Raw genomic sequence first — 20,280 nt, 5'->3', positions numbered from 1 at the left:
GATTCGAACCATGCCCGACAGGCCTTACGTCACGCTATCCGCTTGGCCGGATGGCGAGCGCTTATCGCGCCATCGATTGGGGAGCGGGATGCATGGTGGCCAGTAGCCGCTTCTCGAAATTCAAGATCAGATCCCTCAGCATCGGTTCGGCGACCCGTTTAGATGCCTCGTCGAATGTCACCCATTCGATTTTACGGCTGCCCTTTTCCGGGAAATTCTTCAGCATGTCCAGCACGACGATCGGGTAAACCTGCACCATGCACTGAACTTTCAGGCCGTGGTGCATGCCCTTGTCGTACATGTAGAAGCCGATCCGTTCCGCGCCCGCCTCGCCCTTGACGCCCGCTTCTTCGTACGCCTCGCGTGCGGCCGCCTCATGGCAGAGCTTGCCTTCCATAGGCCATCCCTTCGGAATGACCCATCGGCCGGTGTCGCGGCTGGTGATCAGCAGAAGTTCGGGGGCCGCGCTTTTCTTCTTGAATCGATAACACAGCGCCGCACACTGCATTCGCACCGGACGGCGGAACATCAGGCGTAGATCGGCTGCGATTCGGTTCAGAATATTCAACGTCAGGGTGACCTTTCAAAAAATAGAATCATCGAGTTCAAATATCGTTCCACTATGCCCGCTTCGTGCAGGCTGTAAACGAACAGATTTCGTGAAGCATATATAGTATCGCGGCGCGGCCTAAATGAGAGGCCGCGAAGCGGAAGACCGCCAATTTTAGGTGGATTGCACCAGCGAAACGTGTTGTTCGCGCCGTCCTAGAGTGTGTTTGCGGCCTTGGCGAGGCAATCCACGTCATTTCCGAAAATCTTGATCAACGCTCGTCGTCCGCGGCGGTCTTCAGGAGCGGGGCGGATGCCGGACGGCCGCGCTGTTGCATGCGCAACTGGGAGATGCGAGCCCATTCGCCGGACCGTTCGGCGTCGCGTGTCGCCGTGATGATGAAGTCGATATGATCCTGCGCCGCTTCGCGTGCCCGTTCCGGATTGCCAGCCATAATCGCGTCGTAGATCGCCTCGTGCTGGGCAAGCAGCCTGTCGCCGGCGCCGGGAGCCGCGAACAGGACTTCGCGACTGAAGAAGATGCCACCGCTCAACAGCCGATAACAGGCGCGGAGCGTATGCAAGAGGATGATGTTGTGGGCGCATTCGCCGATCGCGCTGTGCAGGTCGACATCGGTCTTCAGGCCGCCCTCGGCCGAACCGGCGAGATGGGCGGCGCGCATCTCCTCCATGATCTTCGTCAGCATGTCCTTGTCGAAGCGCGTCGCGCGCCGGGCTGCGAGTTCCGCGGTCATGCCCTCGAGTTCGCGACGATATTCGAGATAATCCTGCGTCGCCTTCGGGTGCCGGGCGATGAGTTCGATCACCGGCTTGGAAAAGACTTGGCCGATGACATCGGCGACAAACGTGCCGCCGCCGTGATGGCTGACCAGAAGCCCGCGTGTTTCCAGTTCCTTCAGCGCCTCGCGCAGGATCGGCCGCGAGACGTCGAGTCGGCGCGACAGGTCACGTTCACTCGGCAGGCGCTCCTGGTCGCGCAGTACGCCTTCAAGGATCAGGAGTTCGATTTGCTGGATGATTTCGCCGGAGGTTCGGCTGTGAGGGATGCGGGCAAAGGCATCGATGATGTCGTCTGTCACGGCAATTCTCCTTGGCCGCAATCTAGCCACGCGTACCAAAGTGGTCAAATTCTTTTGCCACTTTCCGCCGCCACGATGGAGAATGTCGGGGCTGCGTCAATGCGTCCTTTCCCTTTTGCTCGCCCTGTTGATAAGAGGGTTCTGATTGATGCGTGAGAGGGGAAAACGCTTCATGGCAAAACGCAGCTTTGCATTTCCGTCGGCACCGGCCCGCGCGCAGGCGCTGGGCGAGATTCATGCGCGTCCATATGCGCTGGTGCGGTCGCCGCGGGTGATCTTCCAGCTTGCCTTCATGACGGACGGCGGTTCGGGGGTCGACCATGCCGTGCTGTCTGATCTGTCACGCGCCCGCGGCGTCTCGCCGCCCAGCCGCGAAGCCAATCACCATGCCTTGTCCTGGGGGCAGGGGACTTTACGCTGGGAGCGGCACACCGAATTCTCCACCTATTTCTGGGATGGCGAGATCCCCGATCGCTTCGGCGGCGAGGTCACCACCCATCCGTTCGGCGACGGCTTTTCACCGCCCGGCACGCTGATCTCCGGCATCCGGCTGGAAATCCGTTCGGATACGCCGGAAACGCGCGCCGCCATGAGCCAGTTCGATCCGACCAGCCTCTGTTATAGTGACGTCAAGGGTGGTCAGGCTGTGGTGCTCACCGACTTCCGGCAGAACGGCGATGGCCTGACACCGATCCTCGTCATCGATCGCGGCATGACGGAAGCCGGCACCGGCGCGCTCGTCCAGCGGCTGCTTGATATCGAGACCTACCGGACGCTCGCCATGGTCGGCCTGCCCTTAGCGCAGTCGCTGTCGCCGGACATCCGCCGGATCGAGGATGGCCTGACCGGCGTCACCCAGCGTATGCGCACGTCCGCCCGCGAAAAGGCCGACGAGATGCTGTCCGAAATCACGCTGCTCGCGGCCGAGCTTGAGGCCGGGGCGGCCCTCAGCCTCTACCGTTTCGGCGCCAGCCGCGCCTATTACGGCATCGTCCAGGAGCGCATCCGCTCGCTGACGGAAACCGGCGTGCCCGGCTACGAGACGCTCGGAACCTTCCTTGAAAGGCGCCTGGCACCCGCCATGCGCACCTGCCAGTCAGTCGAGGAGCGCCAGGCCAACCTGTCGCGCAAGCTCACCCGCGCCACCGCCCTGCTTCGAAGCTGGGTCGATGTCGAATTGGAGCGGCAGAACAGCGTCCTCCTGAACTCGATGGATCGACGCGCCAAACTGCAGCTTCGCCTGCAGCAGACCGTCGAGGGCCTGTCGGTCGCCGCGATCTCCTATTATGTCGTCGGCCTGTTCGGCTATCTCGCCAAGGCGCTCGAAAGCGAGGGCCTGCCGGTCAAGTCGAGCCTGCTGACGGGGTTTTTCGTACCGGTGGCCGTACTCGTCATGTGGCTGGTCGTGCGGGCGATCCGCAAACATCATGCAGACGAGGACCGCGAAAGCCTTTAAGTCTGGGGCTTGTTAACAAGGATTCGGTCGGTTCCAAACCATGGCGAAAGCAGCGAAAGCGACGAAAAAGGCGAAACTGGACCGGGGCGGGCTGACCGTCCTCGGTCTCGACAAGCTTATCGAGCTTGCGCTGGATGAAGCAGCGCTCAACCCTTCCTTCAAGAAGCGCCTGAATGCGGCGCTGGCCGGCATTGGTGGCGGAGCGGGCATTGCCAAGCTGGTCGATAGTCGTCTCGCCACGTTGGAAAAGGCGACCTCACGCATCCGCTGGCAAAAGGAGCGCGCTTTCGGCAACGACCTCGACAGCATTTCCGCCAGTATCATCAAGGAGTTCGGCGCCGTCGATCCCGGCATGGCACTGGAGAGGCTGATCCGCTTCGTGCTCGGCTATGACGGTATCGCGGAGCGCGCCAACGATTCCAGCGGCCGTATCGCCGGCATCTATGCCCAGGCCTGCGAGGCTGCATCGGATCTCGCAAAACGGGCGTCGGCCGAGCAACAGGCGCATTTCCCGACGCTGCTGACGCCGACGCTTGCCGGCATGGATTACCATGGTTTCCGCACGATGCTGGCTGCAAGGGTCGCCGCGGGTCTTCCTCCGGAGGTCTTGAAGACATGGGATGCCGTATTGGCTCCAATGATGAAGATTCCGGCGGGCAGCCCGCTTCTCCCTACAATCGTGCATGTGCGGCGTGCCATCGCCGATGCGCTCGGAGACCTCGATACATATGTCGCTATCGAAGAGGCACTGCCGGATACGTTGCGCGAGCCGACGGTCGTTGCCGACCGCCTCCATGCCGCCGGGCGGTTTGCCGAAGCGCTGGCTTGGGTGCGGCGGCCACGCAAGTCACGTGTCGGTTTCATGCGCCGCAGCGATGTATTCCATGGCAACCTCAAAGCCCTTCCGGACAAAGATCAGCTCGAAGCCGCCATCCTCGAAGGCATGAAGGACCGGCCAACGGCGCAGGCGCTGCGCTGGAAGATCTTCGAGAAGAACCTCGATGTCGAAATCCTGAGGGAATACATTGCCAAGGCCGGGGATTTCGAGGAGTTCGAGGCGCTCGACAGGGCCTTTGCCTTTGTCGAGGACCATCGCGAGCCGCATGCCGCACTGCGTTTCTATCTCGCCTGGCCAAGGCTCGATCTTGCTGCGCGCTACGTCATCCGCCGTTGGGGTGTCTGGGAAGGAGAGTTCTACGAATTTCTCCTGCCGGCAGCTGAAATTTTCGAAACGGATTACCCTGCCGCCGCCACGGCACTCTATCGTGCCTTGCTCGAACGCATCGTCGGCCGCGGCCTGCTCGAATACTATGGGGTGGGCGCGGATTATCTGGAGAAGCTCGCGGTGCTCGCCGCGCGGCCCGGCGGCAACGATGGTCTGATGCCGCATGAGGACTATGTCGCCGATCTCAAGCGCAAGCACGCCCGCCGCTATGGCTTCTGGGATAAGGTTGCTACCGCTCCCAGTAAGGCTCCGGGCCATAAAGGCTTGTCAGGTAATCGATGAACAGCCGCACCTTGGCCGGCAGGAATTGACGGCTGGGATAGAGAGCGGAAACGAACAGGTTTCGTGACCCTTCCCATTCGGGCAGGACCTGCACGAGCTTTCCCGATTTCAGATCGCCACCGACATCCCAGGTGGAACGCAGCGCGATACCGGCGCCGGAGAGAACTGCCTCGCGCACGACCTCGGAGGAATTGGTGATCAGCCGGCCCTGCGGCTTGTAGCTCATCGTTCCGCCGGCGCTTTCAAGCTTCCAGGTGTCGTGATTGTGCTGGCGCAGGCAGATATGGCGGCTGAAATCATCTGTTGTCTCCGGCATGCCGAAGCGGGCGATATAGGCAGGCGATGCGCAGAGGATGCGCCGGACCGGCGCCAGCTTGCGGGCGACCAGCGTCGAATCGCTGAGTTCGCCGATCCGGATCGCCAAGTCGAAGCCTTCAGCGACAATGTCGGAAAACTCGTCCGACAGGACGATATTGATCACGAGGTCCGGATGATCCTCGATGAAGCGGGCGAGATGCGGCGCGACATGCATGCGGCCGAAGGAAGTGGGCGCGGTGATGCGCAGGGTGCCCAGGGCCTGTCCAGAGCGCCCGGAGGCGAAGGCTTCCGCCTCCTCGATCCCGGCCATGATCCCGAGAACGCGGTCATGGAAGCCTTGGCCCGCCTCGGTCAGCGAGATCTGCCGGGTCGTGCGCTGGAACAGCCGCGTGCCGAGCCGATCCTCCAACCGCTTGATGCGCTTGGAGATGACGGCGGGCGAAAAGCCGAGCGCGCGGCCAGCCGCAGACATGCTGCCAGTCGCGACGACGCGGGTGAAGACCTCAAGATCGCCCAGATTTGTCATCAATCTTGACCATTGTTTCGGAACCGGAAAAACTGATTATCATTTGCCGGATTATGAGGATAGTGGTAAAGAAAAAATACCACTTGGACGCAGGGATGACGAGATGCCGGAGACGATCGCCTTTCTGGAGCCCAAGCCATCGGTGCTCGCCCGCCGAGACATGATCATTGCCGATCTCGCCGATCTCCTGCCGAAAGGCTGTCTGATCAGCGAGAAGCGCGGATTGGTGCCGTTCGAGACGGATGCTTTCATCGCCTATCGCCAGGTTCCGCTCGCCGTTGCCCTGCCGGAAACGACGGCGCAGGTGGCTGCCGTCTTGAAGTATTGCAGCAAATACAGCATTCCTGTCGTTCCGCGCGGCGCTGGCACGTCGCTGTCGGGCGGCGCGATCCCGCAGGCCGACGCGGTGGTGATCGGTCTGTCGAAGATGTCGCGCATCCTCGATATCGATTTCGCCAACCGCACCGCGACGGTGCAGGCCGGCGTCACCAATATCAATATTTCCGAGGCCGTGTCTGCCGACGGCTTCTTCTATGCGCCGGACCCGAGCTCGCAGCTTGCCTGTACGATCGGCGGCAATATCGGCATGAATTCCGGCGGTGCCCATTGCCTGAAATATGGTGTGACAACCAACAACCTGCTCGGGGTCAAGATGGTGCTGTTCGACGGCACCATCGTCGATCTCGGGGGCAAGGCGCTGGATGCGCCGGGCTATGACCTGCTTGGCCTCGTCTGCGGCTCGGAAGGACAACTCGGCATCGTCACCGAGGCGACTGTACGCTTGCTGGCGCGGCCGGAAGGATCGCGGCCGGTGCTGTTCGGCTTCATGTCCTCTGAAGAGGCGGGAGCCTGCGTCGCCGAGGTCATCGGCTCAGGCATCATTCCCGTCGCCATCGAATTCATGGACAAGCCGGCCATCAGCATCTGCGAGGCCTTCGCCCAGGCTGGATATCCGATGGATGTCGAGGCTTTGCTGATCGTCGAGGTCGAGGGATCGGAGGCCGAGATGGAGGCGATGCTGGCGAGCATCATCGCGATCGCCCGCCGTCATGGCGTCTCGACGATCAAGGAGAGCCAGTCGGCAACCGAGGCAGCGCTGATCTGGAAGGGTCGCAAGTCCGCGTTTGGAGCGACGGGCCGCATCGCCGATTATATCTGCATGGACGGCACGGTGCCGCTTGGCCAGCTCTCCTATGTTCTGAAAAAGACCAGCGAGATCATCGACGGCTACGGCCTCAGGGTCGCCAATGTCTTTCACGCCGGCGATGGCAACATGCATCCGCTGATTCTCTACAATATCAACGATCCCGAGGATGCCGCCCGCGCCGAGGCTGCCGGAAACGATATCCTGCGCCTCTGCGTCGATGCCGGCGGCTGTCTCACCGGCGAGCACGGTGTCGGCATCGAGAAGCGCGACCTGATGCTGCACCAGTTCAGCCAGGTCGATCTTGACCAGCAGATGGCGGCGCGCGCCGCCTTCGATCCGCAATGGATCCTGAACCCCTCCAAGGTCTTCCCGCTGGAAGGGCGCCCGGCTGCATGAGCATGGATTTCGAACCTGCATCCGAAGAGGAGGTCGTCGATTTCGTCCGAGAGGCGGTAGAAAACGCAACGCCGCTCAGGATCATCGGTGGCGGAACGCGCGCCGGACTTGGTAACCCTGTCCGCGCTGAGCAGGTGCTGTCGACCCGCCGGCTCTCCGGCATCATCAGCTACAATCCGGCGGAAATGACCATGAGCGCCGGAGCCGGCACGCCGATGGCGGAGATCGAGGCGGCGCTGAAGAAAAACCGCCAGATGCTGGCCTTCGAGCCGATGGACCATCGCGGCGTCATGGGCACGTCGGGAGAACCGACCATCGGTGGTGTCTTCGCCGCCAATGTCTCCGGTCCCCGCCGCCTGACGGCCGGCGCCGCGCGCGACCACCTGCTCGGTATCCGCTTCGTCAATGGCGCTGGCGAGGTCATCAAGTCCGGCGGCCGGGTGATGAAGAACGTCACCGGGCTCGATCTGGTCAAGCTGCTCTGCGGCGCCCATGGAACACTGGGCTTGCTCACCGAAGTCACGTTCAAGGTCCTGCCCCTGCCGCCGGTCGCCGCGACGGTCGTCGCCTTCGGGCTGGACGATTCGCAGGCGGCCGCCGCCATGGCGCATGCGCTGGCCATGCCGGTCGAGGTTTCCGGCGCCGCGCATCTGACGGAGACGGTGCGTTACCGCTTCATCGGCAGCAATTTTCCGGCTGGCGCTGCAACCGTGTTGCGCATCGAGGGACTGGCAGCCTCGGTTTCCGTCAGGTCCGAAAAATTGCGGGCGGCGCTGGCGACTGTGGCGCCCGTTGCCGTCCTTGATCCGGAGGTGACAGAAAAACTCTGGCGCGACATCCGCGACGTCAAGCCCTATGCGGACGGCACAAGGAAGGCGCTCTGGCGCGTCTCGATCGCGCCAACCGCCGGCCACCAGCTTGTCGCCGCTTTGCGGCTCGAGGCCGGCGTCGATGCCTTCTACGACTGGCAGGGCGGCCTCGTCTGGCTGCGCATGGAAGCCGATGCGGAAGCCGAACTCCTGCGCCGCTACATCAAGGGACTGGGCGGCGGGCACGCGACGCTGGTACGGGCGTCGGATGCGGTGCGCGATATTACCCCGGCCTTCGAACCGGAGCTTCCGGCCGTTGCAGCACTGTCGGCACGGATGAAGGACAAGTTCGATCCCAAGGGGATTTTCAATCCGGGGAAGATGGGATGAAGAATATGCCGCGCCTTACCCCCCTCTGTCACTGCGTGACATCTCCCCCTCAAGGGGGGAGATTAATCTTTTCCCTAGCCGATTTCTCCGTGAGGTTGACACAAAGCCAGCGGCCAATCTCCCCCCTTGTGGGGGAGATGTCCCGAAGGGACAGAGGGGGGTATGCCTCCACGAGTTCGGAGCTCAAAGCCTGATGCAAACCACCTTCACCCCCGCCCAGCTTGCCGATCCGCATGTGGCTGAATCCGAATCCATCCTGCGCAAATGCGTGCATTGCGGCTTCTGCACCGCCACCTGTCCCACCTATGTGACGCACGGCAACGAGCTCGACAGCCCGCGTGGGCGCATCTACCTGATCAAGGACATGCTGGAAAACGGCCGTCCGGCGGATGAGGAAGTCGTCACCCATATCGACCGCTGCCTGTCCTGTCTCGCCTGCATGACCACCTGCCCCTCGGGCGTGAATTACATGCATCTGGTCGATCATGCCCGCGTCCATATCGAGCAGACCTATCGGCGGCCGCTGAAGGATCGGCTGGTGCGCAGCGTTCTGGCCGCTGTCCTGCCTTACCCCTCGCGCTTTCGGCTGTCGCTGAAGGCCGCAAGACTTGGCCGGCCGTTTGCCGGGCTGCTGAAGCGGGTGCCGTTCCTGAAGACGTTTGGGGTCATGCTCGATCTGGCGCCGACGGAAATCGCCGCGCCATCCCCGGCCTCGAAACCCGGTACCCGCCCGGCGAGTGCGCCGAAGCGTGGCCGCGTCGCGATCCTCACCGGATGCGCCCAGCCGGTCTTGAAACCCGGGATCAACGAAGCGACGATCCGGTTGCTGACACGGCTTGGCGTCGAGGTCGTGGTGCCGGAAGGCGAGGGCTGTTGCGGCGCGCTGGTGCATCACATGGGCCGCGAGGAACAGGCGCTCGCGGCGGCGCGGCGCAATGTCGATGTCTGGATCAAGGCGGCCGACGAAGGCGGGCTGGACGCGATCATCATCACTGCGTCGGGCTGCGGCACGACGATCAAGGATTATGGACACATGCTGCGGCTTGACCCTGCCTATGCCGACAAAGCCGCACGGGTTTCCGCCTTGGCCAAGGACATCACCGAATATCTGGCGAGCCTCGACTTGCCGCGGCAGGAACCGAAGAACCTCACTGTCGCCTATCATTCCGCCTGCTCCATGCAGCACGGCCAGAAGATCACCATGGCGCCGAAACTGCTGTTGAAGAATGCCGGCTTTGCCGTGCGCGATCCGGCGGAAGGCCATCTCTGTTGCGGCTCGGCCGGAACGTACAATATCCTGCAGCCGGAGATTTCGGCGACGCTCAAGGCGCGCAAGGTGAAGAATATCGAGGCGACGAAGGCGGATATCATCGCCACCGGCAATATCGGCTGCATCACCCAGATTGCCACGGGCACGGCGATGCCGATTCTCCACACGGTCGAACTTCTCGACTGGGCCTATGGCGGAGAAAGGCCGGCTGGCATAAGCTCTTCGGCAGGATGATCTTGCCGTCGGGGGAAGCCGCATGCGTCTCGTGCCAATTGCCGTTCTTGTCGCCATCCTGTCCGCCGGGGCCTGCCTTTGCCTCCGGCGGTTTTTCATGCACGGTCGACGACAAGGTTCTGTCGCTCGATGCGGAAAGCGCCTTCAGCCATGGCTTGGGCGAGGGGCTCCTGAACTTCCACGGCGCGGCCGAAATTCGAGATCCCTTCGCGCCCGACGGCCTGCGCAAGGTCACGCTCGCGCCGAGCCATCTGCCGCACCACTGGCTCAACGGAAACGAACTCAAGCTGCGGATCTATTCCGAAACCGCCGATGGTCCGTTTGCCTCCTTCGATCTCGTCGTGGAAACGAAAAGCAGCGAGGCGGATGACCCGGCCTATACCGGCACATACCGTTTGCAGATCTATCGCGCCGAGGCTCCGGCGGGTTCGGATGAGCAGCAGGTGATCCGGACCGGTACAGCGGAATGCTCGGTCGGTTGAGGAGACTTGAAAGCAGGGAGTCCGATGCCGTTGGCTTTCGCCAATCTGGTCGCAGACAACCCCTGTAGCCGGTTGTTTGACGACAGCCGCAACCCCACTCCCCCTCATCCTCGCCCTCGTGGCGGGGATCCAGCGACCCGACGTCCGTCGGGTCAAAAGACTCCTTCAGCTCAATGACTTGAGCTGGCTGGATCTCTGTGACAAGCACAGAGATGACGGCGGAGGTGGAAAACGCCGTCGGAAAGCATCCCCATCAACAAGAAAGCCGCCATGGATCACTCCAGGCGGCTTTCAAATCCGGACGCTGAATTCTCAGCCGCCGAAGATCGTGCGCAGGATATCGACGCCGCGGTCATCGAAGGACACGTCGCCCTGCTTGTTGCCGGGGCCGATGACGATCACCTTGGCACCGATCGAGGCGCGATCGTAGAGATGCTCCACATCCTTGTTCATCATGCGGATGCAGCCGGACGACATGTTGAGGCCGATCGTCCAAGGCTGGTTGGTGCCGTGGATGCGGAAACCGGAATCGTTGCGGCCCTTGTAGAGATAGAGTGCGCGGGCACCGAGCGGGTTGTCGATGCCGCCTTCCTGGTAGGCCGGAAGGATATGGCCCTTCTTGCGCTCGCGGGCGATCATTTCCTTCGGCGGCGTCCAGCCCGGCCATTCGGCCTTGCGCTGCACCTTTACCACGCCCGACCAGCCGAAGCCTTCGCGGCCGACGCCGATGCCGTAGCGCGTCGCCTTGTTCGGGCCTTCGATGTAATAGAGATATTTGTTGTTGGTATCGACGATGATCGTGCCTGTCGGCTCATCCGTCCGCAGCCGCACCTTGGTGCGCCAGAATTGCTTGGCCGGCATTTTCTGCGTGGCAACCAGCGTGACGTCCGAGCCGGTCTTCGTGTTTGCCGGCTCCGCGGGCATGAACGCCGCGGCGCCCGAGGCGCCAAGCAGGATGGTGGTCGCAACCGCCGCGGCCAATGTTCTCAACGCATATTTCATCCAGAATCCCTCTCAAGTCCCAAGGCACGAAACGCTATTCACAATCGCGTTTTGTGCAAGTCTCACGGCGGCTGGATAGAGCAAATGTGATCGCATGCGCTGTATCGACGGGAACGGTTGTTGCCGAAAGGTCACTTTTGGACCTTTCGGCAAGTCCGGAAGCGTTAGATGACGATGACCTTCGTGCCGACCTTCACGCGCTCATAGAGGTCTGTCACATCCTCGTTGCGCATACGGATGCAGCCGGACGAAACGGCATAGCCGATCGTCCAGGGGGCATTCGTGCCGTGGATGCGGTAGAGCGTCGAGCCGAGATACATGGCGCGCGCACCGAGCGGATTGGCCGGTCCGCCTTCCATCGAGGCCGGCAGGTAATGGCCCTTGGCGGCTTCCCGGGCGATCATTTCCTTCGGCGGTGTCCAGCCCGGCCATTCGGCCTTGCGGGTGATCTTGTGGGCGCCGGCCCATTCGAAGCCAGGCTTGCCGACACCGACGCCGTAACGCCGTGCTTCTCCGCTGCCGGTCACCAGATAGAGGAAGCGGTTGTTGGTATCGATGACGATCGTGCCGGCCTTTTCCTGCGTCTCATAGGCAACGGTTTGCGGCAGGAATTGCGGGTCCATCCGCTGAGGCTTCGGCTGCGCCCGCGTCATCGCGGCAGGCTGGGCAAGGGTGGTTCCGGAGCGCTGCACGTTGCGCTGGAAGAGATACTGTTTTCGGGTGGCGACCGGCGCGCGAACGGCTATACGGCGCTTTTGCTGGCGGTAGACGCGGGGTTCGACAGTGCCGCCAAGCTGGGTAACCCAGGGGGCGGTCAGGTCCGGACTGATGACGACGGGCGGACGATTCTGGTACCGGTCCTGCGCCTCGGCAAGGCTGGTGAACGCGACAAGGATGGTTGTGGCAAGGATGAGGGTTTTTTTCAGCATCGGACGGGCTCGCTACCTTTCGCCGGGGACATGTCATAGCTTCGCCATCCGCGGGGCGGGCGCAGCACGACTGGAATTTTGACGCCAGAAACACTGGCGGAATGGGACGATGGTGGCACCGGGCGGCAACCGAATGGTAAATGCCCGTTCATTAAAACGCCTTCGCACGGGTAAAGCTTTAGGTAGGGTTATCGTCCGCTTTAGGACTATGGTTGGCGAATGGTAAAGCGCGGAAAGCACGGAGGAAAGCGTGACGGCAAAGGGTATCATCACCGGCGAGGACGGGCGCGACCGCTGCGCCTGGCATGCCAATCTGGCGGATTACCAGCGCTACCACGACGAGGAATGGGGCAAGCCGATGGCCGACGACATCCGGCTGTTCGAGAAGATCTGCCTCGAAGGTTTCCAGTCCGGCCTGTCCTGGCTGACGATCCTAAGGAAGCGCGACGCTTTTCGCGCGGCCTTTGCCGGCTTCGATTTTGATGTGGTGGCGGGTTTCGGCGATGAGGATATCGCCCGCTGCCTCGCCGATCCCGGCATCGTTCGCCATCGCGGCAAGATCGTTTCCACCATCAACAATGCAAAGCGTGCGCAGGAACTGAAGGCCGAATTCGGCTCGCTCGCCCGCTATTTCTGGAGCTACGAGCCCGGCGTCAACGAACGGCCGAAGGCCGTCACCTGGGAAGCCATCGCCGCCAATCCGACGACACCCACCTCGACGCTGATCTCGAAAGACCTGAAGAAACGCGGTTGGACCTTCGTCGGCCCGACGACGATCTACGCCTTCATGCAGGCGATGGGCCTGGTCAACGACCATATCGAAGGCTGCTTCTGCCGGGAGAAGGTCGAAGGCCTCAGGGCATCCTTCGTGCGGCCTTGATATTCAGTGGAACCGCGCCGTGGTCGAGCGGTTGTTTTCGTAGAGAAGGCCGAGGCCGAAGGCGACGAGGATGGCGCCGATGACCAGCCACTCCTTGTTGTCGGACATGGGGCTGCCGGTCAGGATGTTGGCGCCTTGCAGGATCCACAGCGCACCCAGGAGAATAACGAGAATGCCAGCAATGTTCTTGAAGATCTTCATGACGTCCTCCACGTTCTGACACGGGAAGTATGTGCCTGATGCCGGATATCGTCAATGCGGGCGCAAAAGCCGGCGGGTCAGGCGCCGGAGGCATGCTCCGGCGCCGTTTTCGCATAGGGCTTGAGGTCAGCCGCCGTTGCGGGCGAGCCAGTCCTTCATGGTCTTTATTTCCGTTTCCTGGGCGGAAATGATGTCCTCTGCCAGTTTGCGCAGGTCAGCATCCTTGCCGTATTCGAGTTCGATCTTCGCCATGTCGATTGCCCCTTGATGATGGGCGATCATGCCGCGCACGAAGTCGATATCCGCATTGCCGGTAAAGGTGATGTCCATGCCTTCATGCATCGTGGCATTGGCCTTGGCGAACGCCTTGCTCGACGGGCCGGCGTCGCCCTTCGGCTGTTCCATGGTTTTCATGGAGCCGTGGCCCATCTTGCTGTGATCCATCTCCTCTGCGGCAAGGGACGTGGTGAACGTGGCGGCCAGCATGGCGGCAGCCGTGATCAGTTTCAGAGACATATGTGCTCTCTTTCATGTCTGTTTCGAAATTCGCGGGCGTACCCCGCGCCTAGGGCAACAGGACGAAAGCCTTGGGAGGCGGGAACCGCGGCTTGATGCTGGTCGCCAGCAGCGGCTTTTGCAATGCGGGCAGGACTGTGCCCGCGTCGATCGCATCCCGCTCCAACCCGGATGCATCCGTCAACACGGCGAAACAGGCGGCGCAGAGCAGCGGGTGAACCATTTTCGGATGATGGGCGCAGGCCTTGCTCTCCGGGGGGCAATGAACATCGGCGGAGGTGGCCGGTATGGCGTGAACGGCCGACCCGTGATGCATCGCGCCGTTCATGTTCATCCCACCAAGGTCCTGCACCTGCGCAAGCGCGGGAGTCCAGCCGCTGATCAGGGCGCAGAAGACGGCGAGAATGACGAGAGCATGGCGCATGCCGGCAAGATAGGGATATCGGTTCGCGATGAAAAGGAGAGCGGGCGTCTTTTCGACCGAGCGGCTCAATCCACCGGTGTGAAGGCGAAGATGCCCTGCATCCGGCCGGCCGATGACACGCCGTTGCCGATGGTCGATGTGCCGACGCAGAACAGCGGCGCATCCTCTTGCCGGTCCTTCCGCATCGTTGTGCAGAAACAGAAGGAGGAGGCTTCGGCCGTCGCTTCTTCCAGGATGTTGAGGACGGTCTTGTGGTGATCCTCCGGGTAGCCGCGGATGATATCCAGCAGGCCGCAGAGATTGTCGCCGAGGCTATGCCGGTTGCGGGTGATGTCGCCGATGGTAAAGAGGCCGGTCGAGAGATCGCAATGCCAGGTTTCGATGACGTAGTCCTGCCGCATCAGGACCTCCACCCATTCCTCATGGGCGCGCGCGTCTTCGGGCAGGATGGTGCCGACACCCGGTTTCATGAACTGCAGCATGCCGTCGGTCGCTCCCAGCTTCCCATCCGCACTCTTTGCGATATCGAGACAATGTTCCAACCCAAGGCCGTCTCGTCGCTGTAACACTTTAAATATGTTGTATAATTTTTCCCTAAACCGATTTTGATTTAAGGAATTATGCAGTAGGCTTTACCTGCGGGAGAAAAGGATTGGTCTTGTCTTCGTCGTGCCGTTGCAGCCTGCAGGATATGCTCTCTACAAATTGAAAATATCGCATAAAAACCGTAACTTAAATGCCCGTGATTGATCGTTTGCTGCCCTTTTGGTTTTATTTAATTGATATTTCAACCTGGGATTTTGGAAGGAATGGATGTCGAGCGTTCTGGCAAGCGAACTGGTCCGGCAACTGCGCGCTTACCGGCTGAAGACGGGCCTGAGCCAGAGCGACATTGCCTGGAAGCTGGGCTTTTCCCTGCCGACGGTCTCGCGCTGGGAGCGCGGTATTGCGACGCCGGACCTGCGCGCCATCGGCGCTATCGTCGATTTCCTGCGTCGCGCCGATGTCTATGCCGGCCGGGTCCTGATGCAGTCGATCGTGACGGCGCGCGACAGCCGCAATCTCTGGGAAGGCGAGGATATCCGCTATCTTGCGGGCTCGAAGCAGGAATTCGTCGAGACGCCGCAGATGAAAGCCTTTGTCGGCAAGAGCATCCGCCGATACATGACCGGTCTCTACCAGCAATTCATTGAGGACCGGGCGATGGTCGCGAGCCTCAAGGCGGGCGAAATCGCCAGCGTCGATTTCTATGGCGGTGCGTCGATGTCGGTGACATCGATCCCGGAAGGCTTCGTACAGTTGAAGCGGATGAGCTTCCAGTCGGAGCTGAAGGGCGTCATTCGCGGCGACACGCATTCGATCCTCATTCCGCAAGCCGAGGCGTCCATCGCCGAGGGTGCCATCGTCCATGATTGGGATACGCTTTCACAGCGTCTTTAGACATGTGCCGCACCCTTGACGCTTGGCGCAAAGGCTTGCCGCGCTGTGCGTGATCGGATAGGGAAAGCCCCGAAAGACTTGACCGATCGACGCTGAAAGTGCTGCCGCCATGAACGATAAAAAGAAGAAGCCACAGAAGCTGAAAGCCCGCCTGCCGCGCGGCTTCGTCGATCGCTCCGCCGCCGATATCCGCGCCGTCGACGAGATGACGGGGAAGATTCGGGAAGTCTACGAACGCTATGGCTTCGACCCCGTCGAAACCCCGCTGTTCGAATATACCGATGCGCTGGGAAAATTCCTGCCCGACAGCGACCGCCCGAACGAAGGCGTCTTCTCGCTGCAGGACGACGACGAGCAGTGGATGAGCGCGCGCTATGACCTGACCGCCCCGCTCGCCCGCCATGTCGCCGAGAATTTCAACGAAATCCAGCTGCCCTACCGCACCTACCGCGCCGGCTACGTCTTCCGCAACGAGAAGCCCGGTCCCGGCCGCTTCCGCCAGTTCATGCAGTTCGACGCCGACACCGTCGGCGCCGCCGGTGTCCAGGCGGATGCCGAAATGTGCATGATGATGGCCGATACGATGGAAGCGCTTGGCATCAAGCGCGGGGATTATGTGATCCGGGTCAACAACCGGAAGGTTCTGGATGGGGTGCTGGAGACCATTAAGCTTGATGGCGATGACAAGGCTGGCCGAAGGCTAACAGTTTTACGCGCGATTGATAAATTTGATAAGGTGCATTTGAACGGGGTGCGAGAACTACTGGGCAACGGACGTGCCGACCAAAGCGGGGATTTCACAAAAGGCGCACAGTTGGCCGATTGGCAAATCGAAACCGTAATTGGCATTTTGTTTTTTATGGCTCTTCCTAAAGCCTTGCCCAATGATGGCGCCACAAACTCAAAGACATTGGAAACGAGTGAGGCAACTCCATTTAGTTATTCACCGGACGGCGTATTCGACATGCTAAGGCAGCAGATGCCGGATAGTGCGATTGGTCGACAAGGCATTGATGAACTGGAAACGATATCAAGACTCGTTAAGGCGGCCGGTTACCTCGACGATAAAATTCGTATCGACCCCTCCGTCGTCCGAGGCCTCGAATACTACACCGGGCCCGTCTTCGAAGCCGAACTCCAGTTCGCTGTCACCAACGAAAAGGGCGAGAAGGTCGTGTTCGGTTCTGTCGGCGGCGGCGGCCGTTATGACGGGCTCGTTTCGCGCTTCATGGGCCAGCCTGTGCCGGCCACGGGCTTTTCTATCGGCGTCTCGCGCCTGATGACGGCGCTGAAGAACCTTGGCAAGCTCGGCATGGAAGAGGTCGTCGCTCCGGTCGTCGTCTGCGTCATGGACCGTGACACGGACAGCCTCGGCAAGTACCAGCTCTTTACCCAGCAACTGCGTCATGCCGGCATCCGCGCCGAAATGTACCAGGGCAACAAGAAAAACTTCGGTGACCAGCTGAAATATGCCGACCGCCGCAACGCCCCGATCGCCATCATCCAGGGCGGCGACGAGCGCGCTGAAGGCGTTGTGCAGATCAAGGACCTGATCGAGGGCAAGCGCCTTTCCGGCGAGATCGAGGACAACGCGACATGGCGCGAAGCCCGCGTGGCGCAGGTTTCCGTGCTGGAAGCCGAGCTTGTCGCCAAGGTGCGCGAAATGCTGGCGGCGCAGGCCGAGGATCGGGCGCGGGCGAAATGAGTTTTAGCGGGGCGGCGATAAAACCCCTCCCCAACCCTCCCCACAAGGGGGAGGGAGTAGGACGGCGTTTGCCTCGATTTCAGGGAACTGTATCTCTTTTTCTCAGCCATGACGGTTTAATCTGGAACTACAGGCTCATTCGCCTTGCAGGAATCTCGGCAAACTCGAAATTGCCAATCGGAAACGGCAGTGGCGCCTTGCCTGCTCCCTCCCCCTTGTGGGGAGGGTTGGGGAGGGGTCTTTTGGCCGATATCGGACTTCGCCCATGCCCCTGATCAACCTCCCCACCTTCGCAGCCGACCTGCTGGCCGATTTCGAGCGACTGGGCACGACGCGCGTCGATACCCCCGTCATCCAGCCCGCCGAACCCTTCCTCGACATGGCCGGTGAGGATTTGCGCCGCCGCATCTTCCTCACCCAGAGCGAGACCGGCGAAAACCTGTGCCTCAGACCGGAATTCACCATTCCCGTTTGCATTCGCCATATCGAAACCGCGACGGGAACGCCGAAGCGTTACTCCTATCTCGGCGAGGTCTTCCGCCAGCGCCGCGAAGGCGGTAGCGAGTTCTATCAGGCGGGGATCGAGGATCTCGGTACGCGTGATTTCGCCGGTGCCGATGCCCGTGCCGTCGCCGATGCCGTGGTGATCCTGAGCAGGCTTCTGCCGGAGCAACCGTTGTCTGTCACCATGGGCGACCAGGCGATGTTCGAGGCGGTCGTCGCGGCACTCGGCCTGCCGGCCGGCTGGCAGAAGCGGCTGATCCGCGCCTTTGGCGAGCAGACGCAACTGGAAGCGCTGATGCTGCGGCTGGCAAGGCCGGAGCATGTGGCCGGGATTGACGCCGATGTGGAAGCACTGCTGGCGACAGGTGACGACGACGGCCTGATCGCCCATATCGATGGCGTCATGGAAGCGACCGGTTACCTCACCAATGCCAGCCGCGCGCCAAAAGAGATTGCCCGCCGCCTGAAGGAAAAGCTGGCGCTCGCGGGCACCTCCCTCGATCCCGGCAAGCTGGACGTGCTGCGCGAATTCCTGTCGCTCAATGTCAGCCTGCGTTATGCGCCCGGCGTGCTCGCCGATTTCGCCAAGAGCACCAGCCTGCCGCTGCAGGCCGCCGTCGATCGTTTTGACGCGCGTGTTGCGGCCTTCGCCAATGCCGGGGTGAAACTGTCGGATATCACCTGGCGGGCCGCCTTCGGCCGCCCTCTCGATTATTACACCGGCCTCGTCTTCGAGGTGACCTTGCGCAACGATCACCGCGTACTGGCCGGCGGCGGCCGCTATGACCGCATGCTGACGCTGCTGGGTGCGGCGGATACCATTCCAGCCGTCGGCTTCTCGCTCTGGCTCGACCGGATCGAAGCGGTGAGGGGAGAGCGCTGATGATCACCATTGCCTTGCCCTCCAAGGGCCGCATGAAGGAAGACGCCTCTGCCATCTTCGACAGAGCCGGGCTGAAAATCGTCGCCGTCGGCAACGAGCGCTCCTATCGCGGCCGCATCGAAGGCCTCGACGATGTCGAGATCGCCTTCCTGTCCGCCTCGGAAATCTCGCGGGAGATCGGCAGCGGCTCGATCGATTTCGGCGTTACCGGCGAAGACCTGATCCGCGAGGGACTTTCGGAAGCCGATGCCCGCGTGGAATTCTGCGCCCGGCTCGGCTTCGGTCACGCGGATGTCGTCGTCGCCGTGCCGGATATCTGGCTCGATGTCGATACCATGGCCGATCTCGGCGATGTCGCCGCCGACTTCCGCGCCCGCCACGGTCGCCGCCTGGCGATCGCCACCAAATACTGGCGGCTGACCCAACAATTCTTCTCCAGCCAGCACGGCATCCAGCTCTACCGCATCGTCGAAAGTCTCGGCGCCACCGAGGGCGCCCCTGCAGCCGGCCTTGCCGATATCATCGTCGACATCACCTCGACCGGCTCGACCCTGAAGGCCAATCACCTGAAGATCCTCTCCGACGGTGTCATCCTGAAATCACAGGCTTGCCTGGTGCGCGCACGGAAGGCCGAGCATGAGGGCAATCCGCTGGTGGGCAAGATCATCGCGGCGGTGAACGGGGCTCTTTGATCGTCTATAAGGCGCATGGAGACATCCGCTCAAACCGGAGAGCCTCTGTTGGCTGCAAATGATAAATGTCGTTCCGCCCCTGAAAATCCCGGCGCGACGGTCTTATATTCCGACTCCTGCCCCCCAAGGAGTTCTCCATGGCCGATCTGTCCGCCTTCCCGATCACCACCCGCTGGCCCGCCCAAAATTCCGATATCATCCAGCTCTATTCCCTGCCGACGCCGAATGGCGTCAAGGTTTCGATCGCGCTCGAGGAACTCGGCCTTGCCTATGAGCCGCATCTGATCTCCTTCGGCACCAACGACCAGAAGTCGCCCGAATTTGTCTCCCTCAATCCGAACGGCCGCATTCCGGCGATCATCGATCCCAATGGCCCGAACGGCAAGCCGATCGGCCTGTTCGAATCCGGCGCCATCCTCGTCTATCTCGCCGAAAAGACCGGCAAGCTCATCCCGGCCGATCCGGCGGCACGTTACGAAATGCTGTCCTGGATCATGTTCCAGATGGGTGGTGTTGGGCCGATGTTCGGCCAGTTCGGCCATTTCTTCAAATTCGCCGCCGACAAGGTCGCCAACAACTCCTATCCGATGGAACGCTACCGCGACGAGTCCAAGCGCCTGCTCAGCGTGCTGGAGGCGCGACTGGAAGGCCGCCAGTGGCTGATGGGCGACGACTATACGATCGCCGATATCACCACCTTCCCGTGGATCGAAGGCGCCCGCAAATTCTACGGTGGCGGGGATGTTCTGGAATATTCGAGCTTCCCGAATGTCATGGCCTGGGTTGATCGCGCCATGGCCCGCCCGGCCGTCCAGAAGGGTTTCGATATCCCCAAGCGCGATTGATCGCGCCACCCACTAGCGTCCGCCCGAGTTGACGAAACTCGGGCGGACGGGCTACGTCTGGAGAAAAGAAGCTTT

General features: G+C 61.6%; 21 protein-coding genes. 12 read left to right on the top strand and 9 right to left on the bottom strand.

Annotation, left to right across the window (positions count from 1 at the left end):
* Positions 1-61: 61 nt before the first annotated feature.
* Together ACST81_RS19440 and ACST81_RS19435 are read right to left on the bottom strand one after the other, a co-directional pair.
* On the bottom strand, positions 62-568 hold the full coding sequence (locus ACST81_RS19440) for an NUDIX hydrolase (protein ID WP_438749963.1): 507 nt from the start codon (positions 566-568) through the stop codon (positions 62-64).
* Positions 569-821: 253 nt separating this feature from the next.
* The gene (locus ACST81_RS19435; protein ID WP_438749961.1) at positions 822-1,649 is read right to left on the bottom strand and encodes a FadR/GntR family transcriptional regulator; all 828 of its coding nucleotides are present in this window, start codon (positions 1,647-1,649) and stop codon (positions 822-824) included.
* A gap of 172 nt (positions 1,650-1,821) precedes the next feature.
* Between ACST81_RS19435 and ACST81_RS19430 the strand changes: the two genes are divergently transcribed.
* The gene (locus ACST81_RS19430; protein ID WP_438749960.1) at positions 1,822-3,105 is read left to right on the top strand and encodes a DUF3422 family protein; all 1,284 of its coding nucleotides are present in this window, start codon (positions 1,822-1,824) and stop codon (positions 3,103-3,105) included.
* A 40-nt stretch (positions 3,106-3,145) separates the two neighbouring features.
* Positions 3,146-4,612, top strand: coding sequence for a DUF6880 family protein (locus tag ACST81_RS19425; protein ID WP_438749958.1), 1,467 nt, complete (start codon positions 3,146-3,148; stop codon positions 4,610-4,612).
* Here the strand turns inward: ACST81_RS19425 and ACST81_RS19420 are convergent.
* On the bottom strand, positions 4,560-5,456 hold the full coding sequence (locus ACST81_RS19420; RefSeq protein WP_438749956.1) for a LysR family transcriptional regulator: 897 nt from the start codon (positions 5,454-5,456) through the stop codon (positions 4,560-4,562). The two genes, ACST81_RS19425 and ACST81_RS19420, sit on opposite strands and share 53 nt — an antisense overlap.
* Before the next feature lie 103 nt (positions 5,457-5,559).
* Here ACST81_RS19420 and ACST81_RS19415 point away from each other — a divergent pair, with 103 nt between their 5' ends.
* The 4 genes from ACST81_RS19415 (at position 5,560) to ACST81_RS19400 (ending at position 10,184) form a co-directional block, all read left to right on the top strand.
* On the top strand, positions 5,560-6,999 hold the full coding sequence (locus ACST81_RS19415) for an FAD-linked oxidase C-terminal domain-containing protein (protein ID WP_438749954.1): 1,440 nt from the start codon (positions 5,560-5,562) through the stop codon (positions 6,997-6,999).
* Positions 6,996-8,198, top strand: a complete 1,203-nt coding sequence (gene glcE / locus ACST81_RS19410; protein WP_438749952.1) for a glycolate oxidase subunit GlcE — start codon at positions 6,996-6,998, stop codon at positions 8,196-8,198. The genes ACST81_RS19415 and glcE overlap by 4 nt, the downstream gene beginning before the upstream one ends.
* A 193-nt stretch (positions 8,199-8,391) precedes the next feature.
* The gene (gene glcF, locus ACST81_RS19405; RefSeq protein ID WP_438749950.1) at positions 8,392-9,702 is read left to right on the top strand and encodes a glycolate oxidase subunit GlcF; all 1,311 of its coding nucleotides are present in this window, start codon (positions 8,392-8,394) and stop codon (positions 9,700-9,702) included.
* Positions 9,703-9,749: 47 nt separating this feature from the next.
* Entirely contained in the window at positions 9,750-10,184 is a 435-nt protein-coding gene (locus ACST81_RS19400) for a hypothetical protein (RefSeq protein ID WP_438749949.1), read from the top strand.
* A gap of 312 nt (positions 10,185-10,496) precedes the next feature.
* Here the strand turns inward: ACST81_RS19400 and ACST81_RS19395 are convergent, their stop codons facing one another.
* Both ACST81_RS19395 and ACST81_RS19390 read right to left on the bottom strand, forming a co-directional pair.
* Positions 10,497-11,186, bottom strand: a complete 690-nt coding sequence (locus ACST81_RS19395) for a L,D-transpeptidase (protein ID WP_438749948.1) — start codon at positions 11,184-11,186, stop codon at positions 10,497-10,499.
* A 164-nt stretch (positions 11,187-11,350) separates the two neighbouring features.
* On the bottom strand, positions 11,351-12,115 hold the full coding sequence (locus tag ACST81_RS19390; protein ID WP_438749947.1) for a L,D-transpeptidase family protein: 765 nt from the start codon (positions 12,113-12,115) through the stop codon (positions 11,351-11,353).
* A gap of 250 nt (positions 12,116-12,365) precedes the next feature.
* Between ACST81_RS19390 and ACST81_RS19385 the strand changes: the two genes are divergently transcribed.
* Positions 12,366-12,995, top strand: coding sequence for a DNA-3-methyladenine glycosylase I (locus ACST81_RS19385; RefSeq protein ID WP_438749946.1), 630 nt, complete (start codon positions 12,366-12,368; stop codon positions 12,993-12,995).
* Between the two features lie 3 nt (positions 12,996-12,998).
* Here the strand turns inward: ACST81_RS19385 and ACST81_RS19380 are convergent, their stop codons facing one another.
* The 4 genes from ACST81_RS19380 to ACST81_RS19365 all read right to left on the bottom strand — a co-directional run bounded on the left by ACST81_RS19380 (position 12,999) and on the right by ACST81_RS19365 (position 14,618).
* Positions 12,999-13,196 (bottom strand): hypothetical protein, encoded by a 198-nt coding sequence (locus ACST81_RS19380; RefSeq protein ID WP_438749945.1) that lies wholly within the window; start codon positions 13,194-13,196, stop codon positions 12,999-13,001.
* Positions 13,197-13,322: 126 nt separating this feature from the next.
* Positions 13,323-13,712, bottom strand: coding sequence for a CopM family metallochaperone (copM, locus tag ACST81_RS19375; RefSeq protein WP_438749944.1), 390 nt, complete (start codon positions 13,710-13,712; stop codon positions 13,323-13,325).
* A gap of 49 nt (positions 13,713-13,761) precedes the next feature.
* Complete coding sequence (locus ACST81_RS19370; RefSeq protein WP_438749943.1) at positions 13,762-14,205, bottom strand: hypothetical protein; 444 nt, start codon at positions 14,203-14,205, stop codon at positions 13,762-13,764.
* Complete coding sequence (locus ACST81_RS19365) at positions 14,202-14,618, bottom strand: hypothetical protein (protein WP_438749942.1); 417 nt, start codon at positions 14,616-14,618, stop codon at positions 14,202-14,204. Before ACST81_RS19365 ends, ACST81_RS19370 begins: the two co-directional genes overlap by 4 nt.
* A 331-nt stretch (positions 14,619-14,949) precedes the next feature.
* Between ACST81_RS19365 and ACST81_RS19360 the strand changes: the two genes are divergently transcribed.
* The 5 genes from ACST81_RS19360 (at position 14,950) to ACST81_RS19340 (ending at position 20,205) form a co-directional block, all read left to right on the top strand.
* Complete coding sequence (locus ACST81_RS19360; protein WP_438749941.1) at positions 14,950-15,576, top strand: helix-turn-helix domain-containing protein; 627 nt, start codon at positions 14,950-14,952, stop codon at positions 15,574-15,576.
* Positions 15,577-15,685: 109 nt separating this feature from the next.
* Positions 15,686-17,281, top strand: a complete 1,596-nt coding sequence (gene hisS, locus ACST81_RS19355; RefSeq protein ID WP_438749939.1) for a histidine--tRNA ligase — start codon at positions 15,686-15,688, stop codon at positions 17,279-17,281.
* A gap of 265 nt (positions 17,282-17,546) precedes the next feature.
* Positions 17,547-18,668: an ATP phosphoribosyltransferase regulatory subunit gene (locus ACST81_RS19350; RefSeq protein WP_438749938.1), complete on the top strand. Its 1,122-nt coding sequence runs from the start codon at positions 17,547-17,549 to the stop codon at positions 18,666-18,668.
* On the top strand, positions 18,665-19,360 hold the full coding sequence (hisG, locus tag ACST81_RS19345) for an ATP phosphoribosyltransferase (protein ID WP_438753695.1): 696 nt from the start codon (positions 18,665-18,667) through the stop codon (positions 19,358-19,360). The genes ACST81_RS19350 and hisG overlap by 4 nt, the downstream gene beginning before the upstream one ends.
* Before the next feature lie 137 nt (positions 19,361-19,497).
* The gene (locus ACST81_RS19340) at positions 19,498-20,205 is read left to right on the top strand and encodes a glutathione binding-like protein (RefSeq protein ID WP_438749937.1); all 708 of its coding nucleotides are present in this window, start codon (positions 19,498-19,500) and stop codon (positions 20,203-20,205) included.
* The last annotated feature ends 75 nt before the right edge of the window (positions 20,206-20,280 follow it).

It is taken from the genome of Pararhizobium sp. O133, from assembly GCF_051669845.1.
Taxonomy (GTDB): domain Bacteria; phylum Pseudomonadota; class Alphaproteobacteria; order Rhizobiales; family Rhizobiaceae; genus Pararhizobium.
The sequence above is the reverse complement of the archived record's forward strand: the minus strand, read 5'-3'. Positions and strand labels throughout refer to the sequence as shown.

Excerpts from the sequence above, each read along its gene's own strand:
- ACST81_RS19430 (WP_438749960.1), top strand. The coding sequence starts at position 1,822 with ATGGCAAAACGCAGCTTTGCATTTCCGTCGGCACCGGCCCGCGCGCAG.
- ACST81_RS19425 (WP_438749958.1), top strand. The coding sequence starts at position 3,146 with ATGGCGAAAGCAGCGAAAGCGACGAAAAAGGCGAAACTGGACCGGGGC.
- ACST81_RS19420 (WP_438749956.1), bottom strand. The coding sequence starts at position 5,456 with ATGACAAATCTGGGCGATCTTGAGGTCTTCACCCGCGTCGTCGCGACT.
- ACST81_RS19415 (WP_438749954.1), top strand. The coding sequence starts at position 5,560 with ATGCCGGAGACGATCGCCTTTCTGGAGCCCAAGCCATCGGTGCTCGCC.
- glcE (WP_438749952.1), top strand. The coding sequence starts at position 6,996 with ATGAGCATGGATTTCGAACCTGCATCCGAAGAGGAGGTCGTCGATTTC.
- glcF (WP_438749950.1), top strand. The coding sequence starts at position 8,392 with ATGCAAACCACCTTCACCCCCGCCCAGCTTGCCGATCCGCATGTGGCT.
- ACST81_RS19395 (WP_438749948.1), bottom strand. The coding sequence starts at position 11,186 with ATGAAATATGCGTTGAGAACATTGGCCGCGGCGGTTGCGACCACCATC.
- ACST81_RS19390 (WP_438749947.1), bottom strand. The coding sequence starts at position 12,115 with ATGCTGAAAAAAACCCTCATCCTTGCCACAACCATCCTTGTCGCGTTC.
- ACST81_RS19380 (WP_438749945.1), bottom strand. The coding sequence starts at position 13,196 with ATGAAGATCTTCAAGAACATTGCTGGCATTCTCGTTATTCTCCTGGGT.
- copM (WP_438749944.1), bottom strand. The coding sequence starts at position 13,712 with ATGTCTCTGAAACTGATCACGGCTGCCGCCATGCTGGCCGCCACGTTC.
- ACST81_RS19365 (WP_438749942.1), bottom strand. The coding sequence starts at position 14,618 with ATGCTGCAGTTCATGAAACCGGGTGTCGGCACCATCCTGCCCGAAGAC.
- ACST81_RS19360 (WP_438749941.1), top strand. The coding sequence starts at position 14,950 with ATGTCGAGCGTTCTGGCAAGCGAACTGGTCCGGCAACTGCGCGCTTAC.
- hisS (WP_438749939.1), top strand. The coding sequence starts at position 15,686 with ATGAACGATAAAAAGAAGAAGCCACAGAAGCTGAAAGCCCGCCTGCCG.
- ACST81_RS19350 (WP_438749938.1), top strand. The coding sequence starts at position 17,547 with ATGCCCCTGATCAACCTCCCCACCTTCGCAGCCGACCTGCTGGCCGAT.
- ACST81_RS19340 (WP_438749937.1), top strand. The coding sequence starts at position 19,498 with ATGGCCGATCTGTCCGCCTTCCCGATCACCACCCGCTGGCCCGCCCAA.